This window comes from Streptomyces olivaceoviridis (assembly GCF_014650115.1).
Lineage (GTDB): Bacteria > Actinomycetota > Actinomycetes > Streptomycetales > Streptomycetaceae > Streptomyces > Streptomyces olivaceoviridis.
Window position 1 is genome coordinate 47063 of sequence record NZ_BMUI01000005.1, and the last position, 16843, is coordinate 63905.

Sequence of the window (16843 nt, forward strand, 5' to 3'; positions counted from 1 at the left end):
CGGAGCCGGTGTGTACTTCACCCACCGAGGCATCGAGGGATGGAGAAGGCGCGAGGTCAGGAGGCAGTCACTTCGGGGTGGTTCGCCGGCGGGCCCGCGCCTCGGCGCAAGATCCCGAATGGAGTCATATCGCGTCCATCGAAGGGACGCGATATGACTCGATGACCATGAGGCGATCCGGCTCCTGAAGAAGCAGTGCGAGGGGCAGGCCACCGGACATCTGGAGACGGCGTCGGCCCGGCAAGGCCGATCCAGCCGTGGGGGGTCAGGGCGAACGATCACCTCGTGGCCGTAAGCGGCTCACGTCGGCTCCGTCACTCGTCCGGCCGTCATCTCGTTCACCCGGTCCTCAGGCAGTGCGCACCGGCCATCGGGCCGGGGAGAACCGCCTGTCCGGCCGTCACGGCCCACCGACCGGAGGGACCCACCCGCCTTGTTCGAATTGACGCCGGGCCGCCGCGGCCTCGTACTGAACAGGACGGGCTCCTGGCACAGGTTTCCCCGTCAACTTCCATCATCTGCAACCTCTCCCCTCTCAGGGAGCCACCATGACGGTGCAGCAACAGACAGCGACTCCTACGGTTCTGGTGTACGAGGACGACCCGGGATTTCCTCCCCGGGTCAACATGCCCGTACCGCATCCCGTTCCCCAGCTCGACACGCAGCCGTTCCCGACGGCCATCGCGGACGCCGCGCCGCAGCCGGACGGTGCCGGGCCGGGCACCGAGGCGTTCCGCTACTGGGTGGCGGCCGATGCCCTCAGCAGGGCCACCCAGACCTGGGGTCCGCTGGTTCCCACCGGAACCCAGTGGCACCCGACGGCCGGCCGCGCCCTCACCGCGCACCTCGACGCGGGAGTCGACCTCAACGCCTTCTACGACCGCAAGGGCCTGTGGTTCTTCCGCAGCACGGTGGCAGGGGTCACCGTCGCCGCCTGTGAGAGCCCCGAGGTCGTCGCGCACGAGACGGGACATGGGGTCCTCGACGCCCTGCGCCCCCAGCTGTTCAACGCCGCGAGCGCGGAGACGGCCGCCCTCCACGAAGCCTTCGGCGACATCAGCGCACTGCTGACCTCGCTCCGGCTGGAACCGCTGAGGATCGCGGTACTGGCCGAGACACAGAGCGACCTGGAGCTGTCCTCACGGGTGTCGAGGATGGCCGAGCAACTGGGCGCCGCGATCCGGCAGGGCCACCCGAACGCGGTCGACCCGGACTGCCTGCGCAACATGGCCAACAGCTTCTTCTACCGCGACCCGGTGCACCTGCCGCCCAGCGGGCCCGCGAACACGCTGTGCAGCGAGCCGCACTCGTTCTCCCGTGTGTTCAGCGGCGCGTTCCTGAAGATCCTCGCGGGGATCTTCCGCCAGCAGGACCTACAGGACCAGGCCGGCCTGGCAAAGGCGGCCGAGATCGCGGGACAGCTGCTGGTGGACGCCGTCGTGGCCGCGCCCGTGGTGTCCGCCTACTACGCGCAGGTCGCGGGTCACATGATCGCCGCGGACCAGCGCCGCAACGGCGGCAGATACGGCTCGCCCCTGCGCTCGGCGTTCATCCGCCACGGCATCCTCTCCCTGGAGGCCGCCACGGCCATCACCGAGCCGGAGGTGGCTCGCCGGGGCGCCGGGATGACGGACGCGACGCCGGGCGGCAGCGAGGAGGAGGGGCTGACGGCCGTCACGGTGCACGGGACGTCGTACGGCGTCACCCAGCCCCTCACCCTGTCCGCCCCGGCGCAGGAACGACGTTTCGGCATCGCGAGCTCCGACCCCGCAGGCGGCTCGGTGCGGCCCGCCGACCCCGAGCAGGTCGCCACGTCGTACCTTGAGGACCTCTTCCGGCGGGGCCGGGTCCACGTGCCCGAGGAGCATCGGACCGCCGTGGCGCTCGTCGACGACAGCCCCTCCCGGCTGAAGACCCACGAGGTCATCCGGAGCACGACCGGTGAGGGTCTCGCCCTGGTCCGGCGGTGCTTCGACTGAGTGTCGGCCGGGTCAGCGGAAGCGCAGACGACGGACGGTGAGCCGTCCGTCGTCCTCGCTCCGGACGACGTGCGTCGTGCGCGGCGTGGGCTCCTCGCCCTCGTACACCGCCTCGCCCCGCGCCAGCAGATCACTGATGAACTTCTCGGACGCCCGGCGCTCGGCGTCGTCCATCGGTGCGCCGTCCACCAGTTCTTGCAGGTCCACCGGGAAGCCGGCGCGTTCGAGCGCTTCGGCGCCCCGCGTGGTCACCATCGCGAGCACGAGCCGTTCGGAGACGCTCCGCTCGACAACGGCCTCCGTGTCGTTCACGGCTGTGGTCAGCTCGGGCAGCCCGCGGCCGTCCGGCACCTCGACCCACGCCCGGTGCACTGGGCGGTTCTCCGTCGCGGCGCGCGCGAACACCGGGTCGGCCGCCGTGCGCATGCCCGCCTCGCGGGCGAACGCGCGCTCCCGGGCGTCGTCGCCCACGAAGACGCAGTCGCCGGCCGTGGCCTCCCCCGCGCCGGCGACCGCCCGGTCGAAGATCCCTCGACCGTCCTTCGCCCCCCAGTGCACGAGTGCCTCGTCCGTGAACCGGCCGGGGAACGTCTCGTGCAGCGCCGCCGCGGCGCGTGACGCGGCGCCGGCGCCCGGTCCGGGGTCGGAGATGATGCCGGTGCGTACATCGTGGAGTGCGTCGAGCACGGCCATGACGCGCGGTCGGGGGCGCAGTGTCAGAGAACCGTCGGATTCCACACGGGCATCCGCCAGGGTCGCCCCGACGTCGAAGAAGATCACAGACATGTGGAGTGCCTCCCCACGACGGCCGCCCCCGAGTCGGGTCCACCCGGGTGAGACGTGCTGGAATGTGGCCGGAGGCCGGGAACGTTCGCCGGGTCGTTCGTTCGGTGGCCCGGTGGCTTCGTGCCGGCCAGGCCGCTCGCCGGCCGCGCAGTTCCTTGCCGCGGTCACCCACCGGGGAGGAGACGGCCGCCGACGCGATCTGCCGCACCCGTGCACGGGGTGTGCCTCACCCGTCCAGGCCCTATGTCACCGACCGCGTGAGGCCGCCGTCAGCTCCCCGCGGTTTCGGTGCGCCGCTCGTACGCCCATACCGCCAGCTGCGTGCGCGAGGTGAAGCCCAGCTTGCCGAGGATGCGTTCGACGTGGTTCTCCGCGGTGCGCTGAGCGATCGTCAGGCGCGCCGCGATGTCCTTGTTGGTGAGGCCCTCGGCGACCAGCTCCGCGACCTGGCTCTCGCGCCGCGTCAGCCCCGGCACCCCGGCCGCGTCGTCCAGTACGTAGGCCATCGCCTCGTCCACGGTGGCGCGCGCGCCGCGGCGGAACTCCCGGTCGAAGCCGGCGGCGGGCAGCGCCTCCCGTACCGCGGCCTCGAAGCGCACGTGCTGTGCGCGCATGAACGGTGCCGAGCCGAGCCGCCCGCCCACCGACTCCCACAGCATGTGCAGCACGCCCAGGAGCCGGGCCGCGCGCCGCGGGGCGTCCTGGGTGCTCCACGCGATGACCTCCACGCACATGGCCACGTCCCACCAGTCCTGAAACGGGCGCAGCCGGGCGATGGCCGCCCTGGCGTTCGCGATCGCGTCGACGGGCGCGTCCGCGCGCCGGGCCAGCAGGGCGCGGGCGAGCAGGGCCATGCCGTGCAGCCATGACTCGTCGTGCGCGCGGGCAGCCGCCTCGACCTCGTCGCACGCCTCGTCGGCCGCGGCGACGTCACCTCCGTAGGCGTGCGCGATGGCGAACTTGACCCGGCATTCGAGGGCCGCGTCCAGGCAGCCCTGCGCGCGGAACTCGGCGCTCGCCCGCGCGAACAGCTCTGCGGCGCCGGCGAAGTCCTCGGTCCAGATGGCGAGGATCCCGTGGTGGTGCCATACCCACGCCGACTCCCGCCGGTGGCCGCCGCGCCGTGCCGCCGCCTCACACGTGGCGAGCGCGCGCCGCACATCGGCCTCCGGATCGCCTTGCAGCATGCCCAGATACGTGTCGGTGACCTGGGCCTGTACGCGGACGGCGGCGCCCGGGCCGGCCGCGTCGTCGCCGTGGTCCTGCGCGTGGTCGGCGGCGAGCAGCCGCGAGAGCCAGCGGCGGCCCTCGGACAGCAGACCCGCGGTGATCCAGTAGTGCCGGGGTGACACGGCCAGGGCCAGACCGGCCCGTGCCTGTCCGGGCCGCTCCCGGCAGAACTCCAGGGCGGCACGGAGGTTCGGGTGGTCCAGGCGCAGCCGCGTGAACCAGTCGACCTGCCGGGGACCGAACCACTCCTGCCCGGCCCGTGCGGTCAGTTCGGCGTACCGGTCCCGGTGGCGGCGGCGGATCGCGTCGAGCGAGCCGGATGCGGCCAGCCGCTCGTGCCCGTACTCCCGTACCGTCTCCAGCATGTGGTAGCGCGCACGCCCGCGCTCATGGCGGCAGTTGACGAGCGACTTGACCACGAGCGCGTCGAGGGTGTCGAGCAGGGCGGCGGGCGGCAGTTCGGGGTCCGCGCAGACCCGTTCGAGGCTCTCCAGGTCGAAGCCGCCGCGGAACACCGAGGCCCGCGCCCACAGCAGCCGTTCGCGCTCCGTGCACAGTTCGTGGCTCCAGTCGATCAGCGCGCGCAGGGTGCGCTGCCGGTCGACGGCGACGCGGCTGCCCCCGGTCAGCAGCGCGAACCGGTCCGTGAGCCGCTCCAGGATCTCGTGCGGCGTCAGGCTCCGGATGCGGGCCGCGGCCAGCTCGATCGCGAAGGGCAGCCCGTCCAGACGGCGTACGAGCTCGGCGACCGCAGCGGCATCGGACTCGGTCACGGTGAAGCCGGGCAGTACGGCGGCGGCCCGGTCGGCGAACAGCGCGACGGCCGGATTGTCGCTCAGGGCGCGTACGCCGTGCCCCTGGTCCGCGTCCGGCACCGGCAACGGCTCCACGGGGAAGACCTGTTCGCCCGCGATGCCGAGGGGCTGCCGGCTGGTCGCCAGGACGCGCAGCCCGGGGGCGGCCCGCAGCAGCGCGTCGATCAGGCGGGCGCACGCGTCGATCAGGTGCTCGCAGTTGTCCAGGACCAGCAGGGCGCGGCGCTCGCAGAGCCGGGCGACGAGGGCGGCCGTCGCGTCGGCGCCGGGGCGCCCCGGGTTGGCCACGTCGAGAGTGCCGAGGACGCTCGGTGCGAGCTGCTCGGGGTCCCGCAGGGCGGCGAGTTCGGCGACGTACACGCCGTCGGGGAAGGCGGAGCGCGTCGCGTTCGCCGCCACGCGCAGCGCCAGCCGGGTCTTGCCCACGCCGCCGACCCCGCTGAGCGTGACCAGACGCGCGCCGGAGAGCAGCCGTGCGATCCGGGCCGTCTCCGTCCGCCGCCCGATCAGCGACGTCAGTTCGCCGCCGAGGCCGGCGAACGCCCCCATGGCTGGCTCCCTTTCCATGAGCGGCCATCTTACGGACGCACCCGGCGGCACCGGCACGGCACGGCACCGTAGCCGCACAGGAATTGAGTAGTTCTCCCGTTTCCCCGCGCGCCCGCCCGCCGCAGACTCGGCGACGCGGTATCGGACGATCATGCGAGGTGTGCGTTGTCGGCAGGCGCGGTGGCAGGGCGGGAGCGAGCCGGACAGCTGGGAGAGCGGGTGTGGACCTATCAGGGGACCTTCCCCCGCAGGCCCCTGACTCTGCTGGTCCCGCTCGTGATCTCGTTCATCGTGTTGTGCACCCTCGCCGGTGACCACTACGACGAGGAGTCCTCGTTCCGCCTCGCGTTCTGGGCGGTGCTCGGGGCGGGCGCGGTGTGCGTCGCCCTCTGCGTCCGGCACACCCGGATCCGGATCCGTGCGTACGAGCACGGCTTCGAGCTGCGCCGGCCCGGGCGCCGCACGCTGCGGTACACGTGGCAGGAGATCGCGTCCGTCGCCTCGACCCGGGTGTCCGTCCACTTCAACCTGGGGCACTCGCACGACGTGCTCAAGACCGTGATCCGTCCGTACGCGGGCGGCCGGATCCGTGTCAGGGGCCTGGACTACGTCAAGGTTCGCGAGGAGTCGGGCTTCTGGCGGATGTTCTCGAGGGCGACCCCCGACACCGGTGAACGCTTCGTCAAGACCGCGACGCAAGCCGTCGCCGCGGCCCTCGCGCAACGCCGTCTGGACGAGCTCGGCGCGGGCGGCGCCTTCCACTGGGGCGCCTTGACCTTCACCGATGAGGGCCTGACGCTCGCCCCCTTCCCCGGGGCGGTGCCCTGGTCCCGGATCACCCTCGTCTCCGCCGGCCCGGGCAGCGGCGTCCGGCTCGATGTACGGGGGCTGGCGGAGCACATCGGCAGCGGGGCCCTTTCGGCCCGGGCGACGAAGGCCGGCTATCGCACCCAAGGGGACCGGCTGGAGGTGTTCATGCCCGCCCATCGCCCCGGATCGGACTACTTGGCGCTGGGCATCCTGCTCGCCGGCGGTTCCGCCCTGCGCGGTGAGCGACATGGCGGACGCGAGCGATGACGGAACGTGGGATGCCGGGTGGGCAAGGTGGGCGTCGACGTCGCGCCCTGCTTCGCAGAGCATCCGGCCATGGAACTGCCTATGTGACCTGTGGCAAAGGGTGATCCGGACCCTGCCCGCCGCGCCGCCGACCGCTCCGGAGCGAGTGTGGCCGTACCCGCCGTTCCGCCCGGCAGGACCATCGGGCCCGCCTCCGGAACGCAAGGCGGCGCCGCGCCGGCAGCGAGACCACCCGACCCCAGCAGCGCGCGCATCGCGACGCGCGGCCGTCGACGGTGGGCCCACGTTTTCGCCGGGCGCGTCGCAGACATGGGGCGCGTCTGCCGCCGTACGGCGGCAGACGCCTGACGCGCGCACCATGCCCCGCCAGCCCCGCCCTACCCGCGCACCATGCCCGTCGGTCGCCCTACCCGCGCACCATGCTCCGCAGGTGCCGCAGGTGTTCCTCCGCGGTCGCGCGCTCCGGGTGGGTGGCGTCGGGGTGTGCGGCCAGCCAGGTCTCCCAGTGGTGGATCGCGCGTTCCGTCGCCTGCGCGGCGGCCGGCTCGTCCCGGCCCTGGGCGGTGCCGGGACGGGGCCTGGCCGGCGTGCCGGATTTGTGCCGCAGCCTGTACGTCACCTGGTGCAGCAGAGCAGTGGCCCGGCCGTCCTCCGGCCAGGCGTCCAGCCAGTCGAGCGAGACGCGCACCACCTTCTCGATCGGTGACCCGCCGTCGGCATCGGCCGCCGGGACGGCGGCGAGGTCGCCCTGCCGCAGGAGTTCGAGGAGGAGCCCGCCGCCCTCCTGCTTGCCCGCCGTGGCCGGGGAAACCATCCGGCAACCGGCCGCGGAGACGGTGCGCCGGGCGTACGGGGAGAGCGGGCGGCTCGTGAGTACGGTGCGCAGGAGGGTGAGTGCGGTCGAGGACAGGGGGCGGACCTCGCACCAGGCGGCACAGGTCGCGCACAGGGCGTCCCTCGTCGGCTGGTCCAGCCGGTCGGCACCCTTGAGCATCGGGCTCAGCGCGGTCAGGCCGGACGGGGGGAAGCCGGCGGCTGCCAGCAGCTGACAGGCGCGGGCCACGAAGCGGTTCCATTCGGGGACTATCTCGTCCCGGTGCTTGAGGAGACGCTTGGTGAGGTGGTGCTGCGCCTCGGTGGCGAGGAGTTCGGCGGAGAGCATCTCGATGACGCGGCCGGCCAGCCTGCTGCGTTCGGCCGCCCCCGCCGAGGGGCTGCTGAGCGCGCCGGCCAGGAGCCGGAAGGCGCTGGTCTGTCTGGGGTGGGCGTCGATCCAGTCGAGGGTGGCGGTCATGACGTCCCGGAACTGCTGCTCGGTGAGGCCGTGACGGGAGACGAGCACGGTCAGCGGATAGCTGGTGTGCTCGCTTCTGGGATGGTGCCGGAGGTAGTCGAAGGCGGCCTCGAACACGGCGTCCTTGTCCTGTACCGGAAGCGAATCCTTGGCCAGGAGCGGTGGCAGCAGGCTGCGGGCCGTGGTGGGGACGGGGGATTCCCGGAACAGCGCCAGGGCCTGCCTGACGAGGTGGGGCAGTACCTCCGCGTCGTCGAGGAGCCGGGTACGGAGCAGGGCGCCCAGCAGGCTGACCTTGTTGCGGGGTTCCGCACCGGGCTCGCGCAGCCAGGCCACCGCGTGGTCGGCGAGTTCCGCGCACTCGTCGGCGGTGAGCATCGCCTCGGCGCGTGCGGTGGGCTTGCGGACCTTGGTGAGCAGCGGAGTGAGCACCCGCCAGGCGTCCGGATGGGTCGCCCGCGTCTCCAGCCAGCGCAGGGCGCACTGGGCGGCACGGGGGGCGTCGTCGCGGCCGGGCAGCTCGCGGCGCAGGAGTTCCCCCAGTACGTAGGCGGCCTCGGCGAGCAGACCGAGGTTCTCGTCCTCCAGCCAGGCCAGCGCGTCCTTGACCGTCCGTTTGAAGACCGGGTGGGGCAGGTCCCGGCGCAACCGGTGTCGTTTGAGCAGCGGCTCCAGGGAGTAGCTGGCGTGGCCGGGGTCCCGGGGGACCACGGTGTCGAGCAGGTACTGCGCCGTGGCGGCGAGTCGTCGGCCGGTGAGTTCGGGCCGGAGCACCAGCTGGGGGGCGAAGTAACCCGCTTCGGGCCTGTTGGGATGGTGGCGCAGCCAGACGAGGGCCCAGCCGACCACCTGCGGGGCGCGCGGGTCGCCCTCGGTCAGGGCCAGCCCTTTGGCGGTGTCCAGCAGGCGGTCGTAGACGCGCGAGGCCTCGACGCGGTCCCAGTTGCGGGTGAGGTACTCGTACATGCTGTCGACGGTCCACTCGCTGAAGGCCGGGTGCGCGTCGGCGGCGGGAACCGCGTGGTGGAAGACGTAGGCCGCTTCCGGAAGGACGGCGTTCTTGTCGATCCAGCCCATGAGGTACGCCAGGCTGCGGGAGGCGTCGAGGTGGGACCGCACGGCCACCAGGGCGTGACGGGCCCCGGGGTGGAGGTAGTTGGCGCGGAGCCAGGGCTCGACGATCTGCTGCGGGAACCGCTGGGCGAGGTGCCGCCCGGGCCGGCCGCGCAACAGGGTGAGCAGGGCCCGGCCCTGCGGGTCGGCGGTGATCAGCTCGCCGGCCCGCCGGGTCCGTGCTCCGTCCGCCTCCCCGAACCACTGCCCGATGGCTTCGGGGAGCAGCTCGTCCCGGGTCTCACCCAGTGCGTCGTGGAGCTGGGTGAGGGCCCGCAGGACGTTGCCGAACAGCCGCGGATGGGCGAGGCCCGTGTCCAGTACCGTTCCCAGGGCCTCGTGGCGTACGGCTGCCTCGTCCGCCCTCAGGAGGGCGCGCGCCAGCAGCTGGTCGGCGAAGAGGCCGTGCATCATGCGCACTTCGCCACCGCGTTCCTCCAGCACTCCCCTCAGGCGCAGTTCGGTGGCGCACCGCTCCGCCGTGTCCCGGCCGAGGACACCGGCCAGCTCGTCGAACGTGCAGGGGGTGGCGGCCACGGCCCTGGCGGAGTCCATCAGGAGGCGGGAGGGCGGCGGCTCCTCGTCCCAGAGGCCGGCCGCCGACCGGACGCCGGGCCCGGCGAGGCCCTCCTCGTCCAGCACATCACCCATCCACACGGTGACGCTGCGCGCGTGGAGCGGAACGGCGCGACGCAGGTCCTGGCCGCGGGCGGCTTGCAGACCACGCAGGTGCGCCAGGTGGAGGGCCATCGCCGGCGGCCCGCCGCAGAGCCGCATCGTGCGCCGCTCCCCGATCTGCTGGACCGCCGGGCCGGCCAGAGCGCGTACCGCGGCGCGTCGGACGCCGGCGTGGTAGGCCGGGTCGGCGGGCGCTTCGACGCAGTGGAAGAACGGCTCAAGCTTGTCCCGGAGCCGGCGCCAGGCCGTCGTCCGGGCGGCGACGAGTACGGCCAGCTTGACGCCCTTGTTGTCGGCGGCCCAGCACAGCCGGTCCGCGACGCGTCTGCTGAGTTCGGTGAGCGAGACGATGTCGTCCACGACGAGCAGGATCCGTTGTGCGAGGGGGTGCACGCACGACCAGGCGGCGTCCAGCGGGACGTCGTCGTCGAGGTGGACGACCAGCCAGTCCTCCTGGTCGGCCAGCCGGGCCGTCTCCAGGCAGATCCGGCTCTTGCCGGTGCCCGCCGGACCGGTGAGCACCACGCCGAGCGGCGCCAGGACGTCCCCTGCGAGTTCGCCGAGCTTCGTGAGGATGTTCGCGGGGATCGCCGGATGCCCGGGTGCCGGGTCCACGAAGGGCAGCGCGTGCCGGGTGAACACCGTCTCGTTTTCGGCCAGGTCCGCCATGTGCTGGTGGTGGAGAGCCAAGTGGCCGCCGGTGGTGTCCCAGCCGTCCGGTGGCGCCGGGCGCGGTTCGGGGCGTACGCCTTCCGCACGCAGCAGCTCGCACCACCGGGGGTCGTCGATGGCCGCCAGGTCGGTGGCATCGTGCGCGCTGACGCCCATCGCGGGCACGTGCTCGCGGAAGACCCCGACCAGCAGCCCGCTGTCCCGGGTGACGACGGCGGCACCCGACATCCCCCGCCACGGACTGTCGCCGGAGGCGTGGGGGTCCGGTGTGCTGTCGAGTTCCAGGCGCAGGGTGTCGGGGCGCCCCCTCGCGGCGGTGACGACCCGGCAGCGCACGTGCTGCCTGCCCCGGTACCGGTGTCCGGTGAGGTCGTCGACGACGAGGGCGTGGACGGGGTAGCCGAGCGCGTCGGCGCTCACCCGGTCGGCCACGGTGCCGTCCACCCGGCCCAGGTGCACGGGCGTCACCGTGGTGGCCGGTGCCGACTCGAACCGCAGCAACGCGACGTCGACCTCGCGGTCCTGCCACACGCGCTCGGCACGCGGCCACTCGCCGTCGCCGTCGAGGTCCACCAGAACGTGTCCGTCGCCCTCGACGACGTGGGCGGCGGTCAGCACCAGCCGGTGGGAGATGCGGTATCCGGTGCCCAGGGCGTAGTTCTCCCGGCGGGGGTCGTACACGGCCACGCGCGCGACGCGGGAGGGCTCGACGGCGGCCCGGGAGGCCGGCGGCCCGCCCGTCATCGCGGCAGCTGGGGCAGCCGGTCGTTGGTCTTTACCGGGGTGCCTGCCGTGGTGCGGGCGTCCAGCTGGATCCGCAGGGTCTGCACCGCGCTGTCGGTGTGCGAGCGCTTGCCCCCGGCCGAGATGACGTGGACCTTGATCCCGCCGTCGAGGTCGCTGCTGCGGGTGAGGGTGGTCTGTAGCTCCAGTTCCAGCGAACTGACGCCCAGGCGCACCGGGCCGCCCTCTCGCTCCGCCTCCGCCATGGCCTCGGCCAACTCGCGGCGAATCGCGCCCAGAGCAGCCGATAAGCCGATCTCCTGGAACTCTTCCGAAGAACTCACTGACCCTCCTCCGCGGTTCGCCGGACCACACGCTCCCGGGCGGTCACAGGCGGCCGTCGACGGTGATGGTAACCCCAAGGCCGTTCCGCCAGGCAGGGGTTCGCGGATCTCCGAGGCTCGCGGTCGCGGGTAGGGATGTCTGGCGGCAGCAACGGAGCCACGCGCTCCTTCAGGTCGTCCGGGACAAAGACAGCACGCACCCGCACTGCCTGCCGACCACGATCGCCGGCGTCAAGATCGCGGGGGTCCGCTCGGGTTTGACCTGATCAGTTGATCGCTGGGGTCCGCTGGGCAGTGCTCGACGCGATAGGGGAGTGCCTGCTGCCCGGCGTGGAGGGCGCGGGAAGCACCCCGGACGACGAGATCCCCGCCGATCGGCTGCGACGGCTGTCATGGGCACCGGTGCCGGGTTCGGCGGCCCCGGAGCGTTTCGTCAGGGCGATACTCGACGCCTCCGCCGAGGGTTCGGCCCTGCCCGACGGAACCACGGTGATCGTCGATCCCGTGGGCGATGGATGGCTCCGTCGACTCGGGTCCCACCTCGACATCGAGGTCGGCCACGGCGAATGGCGGGAGAGTTCGCCGCTCGGCCGCCCTGTCGTCGCGGTCGGCGCCTTGCAGGGCGACATGTTCGTCGCCGAGCTCTACGTCATCACCACACCGCACCGGGTTCGGCTGTCGGTCGACGCCGACGCGGGGACAGCGACGGCGACGTGGAACATCGTGCCGTTGACCAGTCCGAGTCTGGCGTTGCGTGTGCGGTCGCCGCTGATGACACGGCCCGATGTCGCGTAGGTGATGCGCGTTCCTCCGCTCTCCTCCGCGATGAACCTGCTGCTCATCCGGTAAGTCGCCGGGGCACGGCTCGCGTTCGCTCACCCCGTCACGCCCGGACCACCGGCTGCCGACCAGCGCTCATGAGGGCGGCACGAGGGCGATGAGGAATTCCTGGTCGCGCGCACCGGAGCAGCGGCCCTGGACGATTTCCGTGCCCTCTTCGGTGTCTTGGTCGCGGAGCGAAAGGCATTGCCGGGTGGCGACGGGGAGCAGACGGAAATGGGCTGCGCCCGGTGGGCCGATCTGTTCGACACGGAACTGTTGTGCGGGGTCGTCGTCGGCGCAGTCGTCCCGGGGTTCGATCAGATCGCGGCCCGGGCCGTCGCGTAGAAGGGTGAGGCACCCGATGCCGTACTTCGGGTGATGCCATTGGATCTGCACGACGTTGTCACCGAGAGGTTCTATGTAGGTGCGCGGCTGGCCGGCTTTCCCGCACGGGAATTGTGCTGCGACGGCCGTGGAGTAGCGGTGCGTCCGGTCTCTTCCCTCGGTGAGGCAGAGGTGTGGTGTGCGGGCGGGGTGAATGTGCGCCCAGCTGCCCACGGCCAGGATGGACAATCCCTGCACCGGATGTGTCGCGCGCGCCGTTTCGTGCTTTCCACCGAGGCCCGACAGCAGCGCGTGCCCACCCAGCGCTGCTCCAGCGCCGATCAATGCCGCCGCGAGCAGGTGCAACAGGTGACGCCGGCGGCCCGGATACGGATTCTCGGGACCATCCGCGGGGTCCGTCGCCGCGTCCAGGTCCGTGTCGGACGAGGTAGCGCCGCTGTGGGGGACGGGTCGCCCGTGGCCCAAGGCGAGGCGTCGGCGAGCGTCCAGCCATCGCTCGACGTCGGCTTCATCGAGCCCGCAGGCGCGGGTGAACACCGCGACGAACGGCTCGCGGGGCAGCGTGTTGCGGCCGAGGGTGGTGGCGATCGTGCTGGCGGGCATGGCGTCCCCGGAAGCCGAGGATTTCCCCTCCAGTTGGCGGTAGGTCAACCCGCTCCAGATCCGCAACGCGCGCAACGCTGCTGTGAACTCCTCCGGAGTGCCGGCCTGCTCCGGTCGCGGTGCGTCTGACGGCACCTCGGCCCTGTTCCTCTCTCGACCCTGTGGCATCGCTCCAAGGTAGCGGCCGGCACGGGCACGCGGTTCGGCCGAACTCGTCAATCAGGTGCGGTGTTCGGCCATGTTCGGAACGCTGGTGAGCAACGTTCCGAAGATTCGCGAACGCCCTACCAGGTTGATCCTGCCTACCGCCATTGAGACGCTTCGGGCTGTTGTCGCCGGCCGGCCCCGTACAGAGGACGGCGGGAGGCCCGGCCCAGGGGGGAGTCATGGTCGCTTGCCCGGGCGGGGCCGGCACGGCGATCCCCGGACAGCGGCAGGCCCGAGAAAGGCGGAGCATGAAATCGAGTTGGACGTACTCAGTCGTAGGTGCCGCAGGTGCCGTTCTGGCCCTGGGGATTTCCGTCGCGCCCGCGCAGGCCGCACAGTCGGCTCCGGAGGCGTCGCGACCGCGTGCCGTACAGGCGAACTGCGGCTGGGAAGGACCCGACGTGGTCCACGCGGAGGGCACCATCATCAAGGACCGCGCAGCCGTTCACACCGGCCCCGCGGCCGAGTGCAGGGTCACCGACCATCGGTCCCTCAACAGCGGAGTGGAGATCTACTGCAAGTACACGAACACTGCGGGAAATCTCTGGTACTACACCACATTCGGGTGGATTTACAGCTCGTACATCAGGGTCGACAAAGTGTCGGTCCCCCCGGGCTACATAACCAGCTGCTAGTCGCGGAATGCGTCGACGTACCCGCGTGAGCAGGCGCGTAGGCAGCGAGGAACGCATCTGCCGTCTTCGGCACGAAAGTCACCCGCACCGGACTCTGAAAGGACATCACATGCGCAAGAAGGCCATCGGCGTGCTCGGAGCGTCGCTTGTCCTGGGCCTCGCCCTCACCGGCACCGCGGCGGCGGACGTCGGGGCGGACGCGTCGAGCGGTGTGCCGGCCGTCTCCGCCAAGTTGAGCGCGGTGTCCGGCCGTTTCTACGTGGACGGCGTGAGGATCCGCAACGCGCCGAGCCTCGACGCGGACGTGAACGGGCTCGGGTACATCGGTCACAAGGTCACCGTGTACTGCTTCACCAAGGGGCCGCTGGAGACCGTTTGGTGGCGTATCACCGACACCACGACCGGGGTGCCCGGCTACATCGAGCAGAGCTACGGCGGCCCCAACAGCCCGCTGAACAAGTCCTGTTGACCTCACGCTCTCCCGAACCAGCGCTCCTGCGTCGTCCCGGCCGGGACGACGCAGGAGCGCGCTGAGCGCGGCCCGGTCACCCATGGCACCTGGCACGCAGCCTCTTTCCGACCGAGACAGGAGAATCCATGAAAACCAAGGTGGCCACAGGACTGCTGTGCGCTGCGGCCCTCACGGGTTCAGTCGCCACGGGTGTCGCGCACGCAGGCACCTCGAACGCGGCAGCGACCTCCTGCTACGCCCAGGCCGCCACACCGTTCTACAAGAACGGCACGGTCTATGCGACAGGCCATGCCTATTGCACGCCGTGGGCTGACGTGGAGATAACGGTGACGATCACGGCGGACGGCGCCTTCGAGGGGGACACGGAGACCGGCGTGATCGCAGCGCCGCACATCTCCGACACCGCAGCCGCGCCGAACCGCTCCGGGAACCAGAAGTGGTGCACGCTGGTGCGCGGAAACTACTACACCAACGGGAAGACGTATCCCATTTCCGATTCGGCGTGTGAGTCGTCGACGGCGTTCTGAGACGTGCGTCAAGCACGCGCGTGCCGCGGCATGCACGGGCAGGAGGAACCGGGTGCGGAGGAGCCCCTCCGCACCCACGGCTCCTGACAGGCCGTTTCATGGGGGAGTCCGCGGTAGCGGATGAGGGTAGCCGCCGGCGCGGTGAAGGCCGGGAAGTGGTCGGGCTTGCGCTGGTGGCGACGGTGCGGGCGTCGGCAGCCGGTGAGCCAGGCGACGGGGCGTTCGACGATCCAGGGGTGTCGGCCCAGGTCCGTGGAGTTCTCGATGCCGAGGCGAGCGAGACGGGGGCTGCTGCCTCGCGTGCGAACCATCGACATCGCTCACCGTTCTTCCCGGCTCGATGTCCCGATCAGGCGGCGCCGTACCCCCCGTCCGAGGGGTCGCTCAGTCCGGCGACGCCGTTGGGGGTGCCGATGCCGGTGGGGGCGTCGTATCCGGGAACCGCGGCGAAGCCGTCGGCGGCGCCGGTGGTGATGTCGAAGAAGTTCCGCGGGTGCGCGTAGGGGTAGGAGTTGGGGAAGGTGCCGGGGGCCGGGTTGCCGGCCAGGGCGTACATCCCGGCCATCAGGGGGGCGGAGATGCTGGTGCCGTTGGCGACGAACCAGCCGGTGGAGCCGTTGAAGGGGATCGTGTCGTACACCGCGAAGTTGTCGGCGACGGCGGAGGCGTCGGCGATGGTGCGGTTGGCGCAGATGGTGTCGTGCTGGAAGGCCGGCTTGGGTTCGAAGAGGGAACAGCCGCATCCGGTGCCGTTCCACGCGCTTTCTGCCCAGCCGCGAGAATTCTGCGCACGGGTCAGCGTGGTGCCGCCCACGGCGGTGACGTAGGGGGACGCGGCTGGGTACTGCGTCACGCCCGCGTTGTCGCCCGAGGCGAAGGTGAAGGCCACACCGGGATGGTTGAAGTGGAAGTCGAACGCGCCCTCGAACGACGCCTCGGGCAGGACCCAGCTGTTGGAGATGAACGTCGCGCCCTGAGCGACGGCCTGGTCGACCGCGGTGAACATGTTGGCAGGGCCGGCGTCGTCCGCTTCGACGACCAGGATGTGGCAGTTCGAGCAGGTGGCGCTGATGGCGTCCACGTCGATGGACGACTCGAATGCCCATTCGGGAGCGGTGCCGGACGGTGGCGTGGTACCGCCGTTCTGGTTGATCACGCGGAGGCAGCGGTTGGTCTTGGTACACGGCGGGAGGTGGAACTGGCGTCGGTAGACGGCCAGGTCGCTCTCCAGGTTGGGGTTGTGGTGGGCGAGAGTGATGGCCACGGTCCGGCCCGCGCCGTTGGTGCCGGACAGCTTGTAGGCACTGCGGATGTCCGACGGGCCGAGGCCTGCCGGCGTGGCGCCCGGTGGAAGGGACGCGACGGGTTTGAAGTCGGGATTGAGCATGGCCAGACAGGCCGCCCGATTCCAATGGGATGTCGGCCGGCAAACTCGCACAGGCGGCAGCGGTTCGGGCCGGCCGGCAGCCGAACCGTGGGCCTGGACGACCGTTGTGCGGTGGCCGGGGGGCGAGCTCTGAGCCTGGGCGGTGGCCGAAGCTGCCGCCAAGCCCACCAGTACGAAGGCCCCGGCCAGCAGCGACCGGATCGGACGCGCGCGGAACATGACACTCCTCCGGGGCCGGACGGACGGCACCGTTCTCCGGCGGACTGTCGCCGCCTGACCTTGGGTTCACGCTCTTGACCCGTCCCACCCGGCGTTCCTCGCCGGTCAGCGCAACCCTGCGGCGTCTGTCGCGGCGCCCACTGTCGGCGCTCCCGCTACGTGAGCCGCCCGAGGAGCCCCTGATCCACGACCGGATGGCGTACGGAAACCACTCGTACGGCAGAGGAAGACCGTCACACCTGCGAAAGCCCCCGCCCGAACGGCATTCACAGCCGGCCCGTCGCCGGCACTCCAGCCGTGCCGCTCGGGCACATCTCGCCAGGCCGCCCCGGCCGGTAACCTCCCCGCGACCCCGTTGAGGGCCGT

Annotated in this window: 11 protein-coding genes and 1 pseudogene; 5 read left to right on the forward strand and 7 right to left on the reverse strand. The window is 71.7% G+C overall.

The window, feature by feature from the left end; genetic code table 11:
- Positions 1-548: 548 nt before the first annotated feature.
- On the forward strand, positions 549-1979 hold the full coding sequence (locus tag IE273_RS11535; RefSeq protein ID WP_189815052.1) for a gluzincin family metallopeptidase: 1431 nt from the start codon (positions 549-551) through the stop codon (positions 1977-1979).
- Positions 1980-1991: 12 nt separating this feature from the next.
- On the opposite strand, the gene IE273_RS11540 is transcribed toward IE273_RS11535, so the two are convergent.
- Together IE273_RS11540 and IE273_RS11545 are read right to left on the reverse strand one after the other, a co-directional pair.
- Positions 1992-2765: an HAD family hydrolase gene (locus IE273_RS11540; RefSeq protein WP_229887163.1), complete on the reverse strand. Its 774-nt coding sequence runs from the start codon at positions 2763-2765 to the stop codon at positions 1992-1994.
- A 269-nt stretch (positions 2766-3034) separates the two neighbouring features.
- Positions 3035-5377: an ATP-binding protein gene (locus IE273_RS11545; RefSeq protein WP_229887164.1), complete on the reverse strand. Its 2343-nt coding sequence runs from the start codon at positions 5375-5377 to the stop codon at positions 3035-3037.
- A gap of 201 nt (positions 5378-5578) precedes the next feature.
- On the opposite strand from IE273_RS11545, the gene IE273_RS11550 reads away from it, so the two are divergent.
- The gene (locus IE273_RS11550) at positions 5579-6436 is read left to right on the forward strand and encodes a hypothetical protein (protein WP_229887165.1); all 858 of its coding nucleotides are present in this window, start codon (positions 5579-5581) and stop codon (positions 6434-6436) included.
- 406 nt (positions 6437-6842) lie between these two features.
- On the opposite strand, the gene IE273_RS11555 is transcribed toward IE273_RS11550, so the two are convergent.
- Positions 6843-10937, reverse strand: a complete 4095-nt coding sequence (locus IE273_RS11555; protein ID WP_189815053.1) for a S1 family peptidase — start codon at positions 10935-10937, stop codon at positions 6843-6845.
- A complete protein-coding gene (locus tag IE273_RS11560; RefSeq protein WP_229887166.1) occupies positions 10934-11260 on the reverse strand; it encodes a trypco2 family protein in 327 nt (108 codons plus the stop codon). The genes IE273_RS11555 and IE273_RS11560 overlap by 4 nt, the downstream gene beginning before the upstream one ends.
- Positions 11261-11530: 270 nt before the next feature.
- On the opposite strand from IE273_RS11560, the gene IE273_RS11565 reads away from it, so the two are divergent.
- Positions 11531-12055, forward strand: coding sequence for a hypothetical protein (locus IE273_RS11565; protein WP_229887167.1), 525 nt, complete (start codon positions 11531-11533; stop codon positions 12053-12055).
- Between the two features lie 120 nt (positions 12056-12175).
- Here the strand turns inward: IE273_RS11565 and IE273_RS11570 are convergent, their stop codons facing one another.
- A complete protein-coding gene (locus tag IE273_RS11570) occupies positions 12176-13165 on the reverse strand; it encodes an XRE family transcriptional regulator (RefSeq protein ID WP_229887168.1) in 990 nt (329 codons plus the stop codon).
- An 816-nt stretch (positions 13166-13981) separates the two neighbouring features.
- On the opposite strand from IE273_RS11570, the gene IE273_RS11575 reads away from it, so the two are divergent.
- Positions 13982-14341 (forward strand): SH3 domain-containing protein, encoded by a 360-nt coding sequence (locus IE273_RS11575; RefSeq protein ID WP_189815055.1) that lies wholly within the window; start codon positions 13982-13984, stop codon positions 14339-14341.
- A gap of 128 nt (positions 14342-14469) precedes the next feature.
- Positions 14470-14871 carry a hypothetical protein gene (locus IE273_RS11580; RefSeq protein WP_189815056.1) on the forward strand — a complete coding sequence of 134 codons (402 nt, stop codon included), beginning with the start codon at positions 14470-14472 and terminating at the stop codon, positions 14869-14871.
- Between the two features lie 104 nt (positions 14872-14975).
- Here the strand turns inward: IE273_RS11580 and IE273_RS43420 are convergent.
- Both IE273_RS43420 and IE273_RS11585 read right to left on the reverse strand, forming a co-directional pair.
- Positions 14976-15173 (reverse strand): annotated as a pseudogene (locus IE273_RS43420) (IS5/IS1182 family transposase); the annotation flags it as partial.
- Positions 15174-15220: 47 nt separating this feature from the next.
- A complete protein-coding gene (locus IE273_RS11585) occupies positions 15221-16258 on the reverse strand; it encodes a S53 family peptidase (RefSeq protein WP_229887169.1) in 1038 nt (345 codons plus the stop codon).
- Positions 16259-16843: the final 585 nt, after the last annotated feature.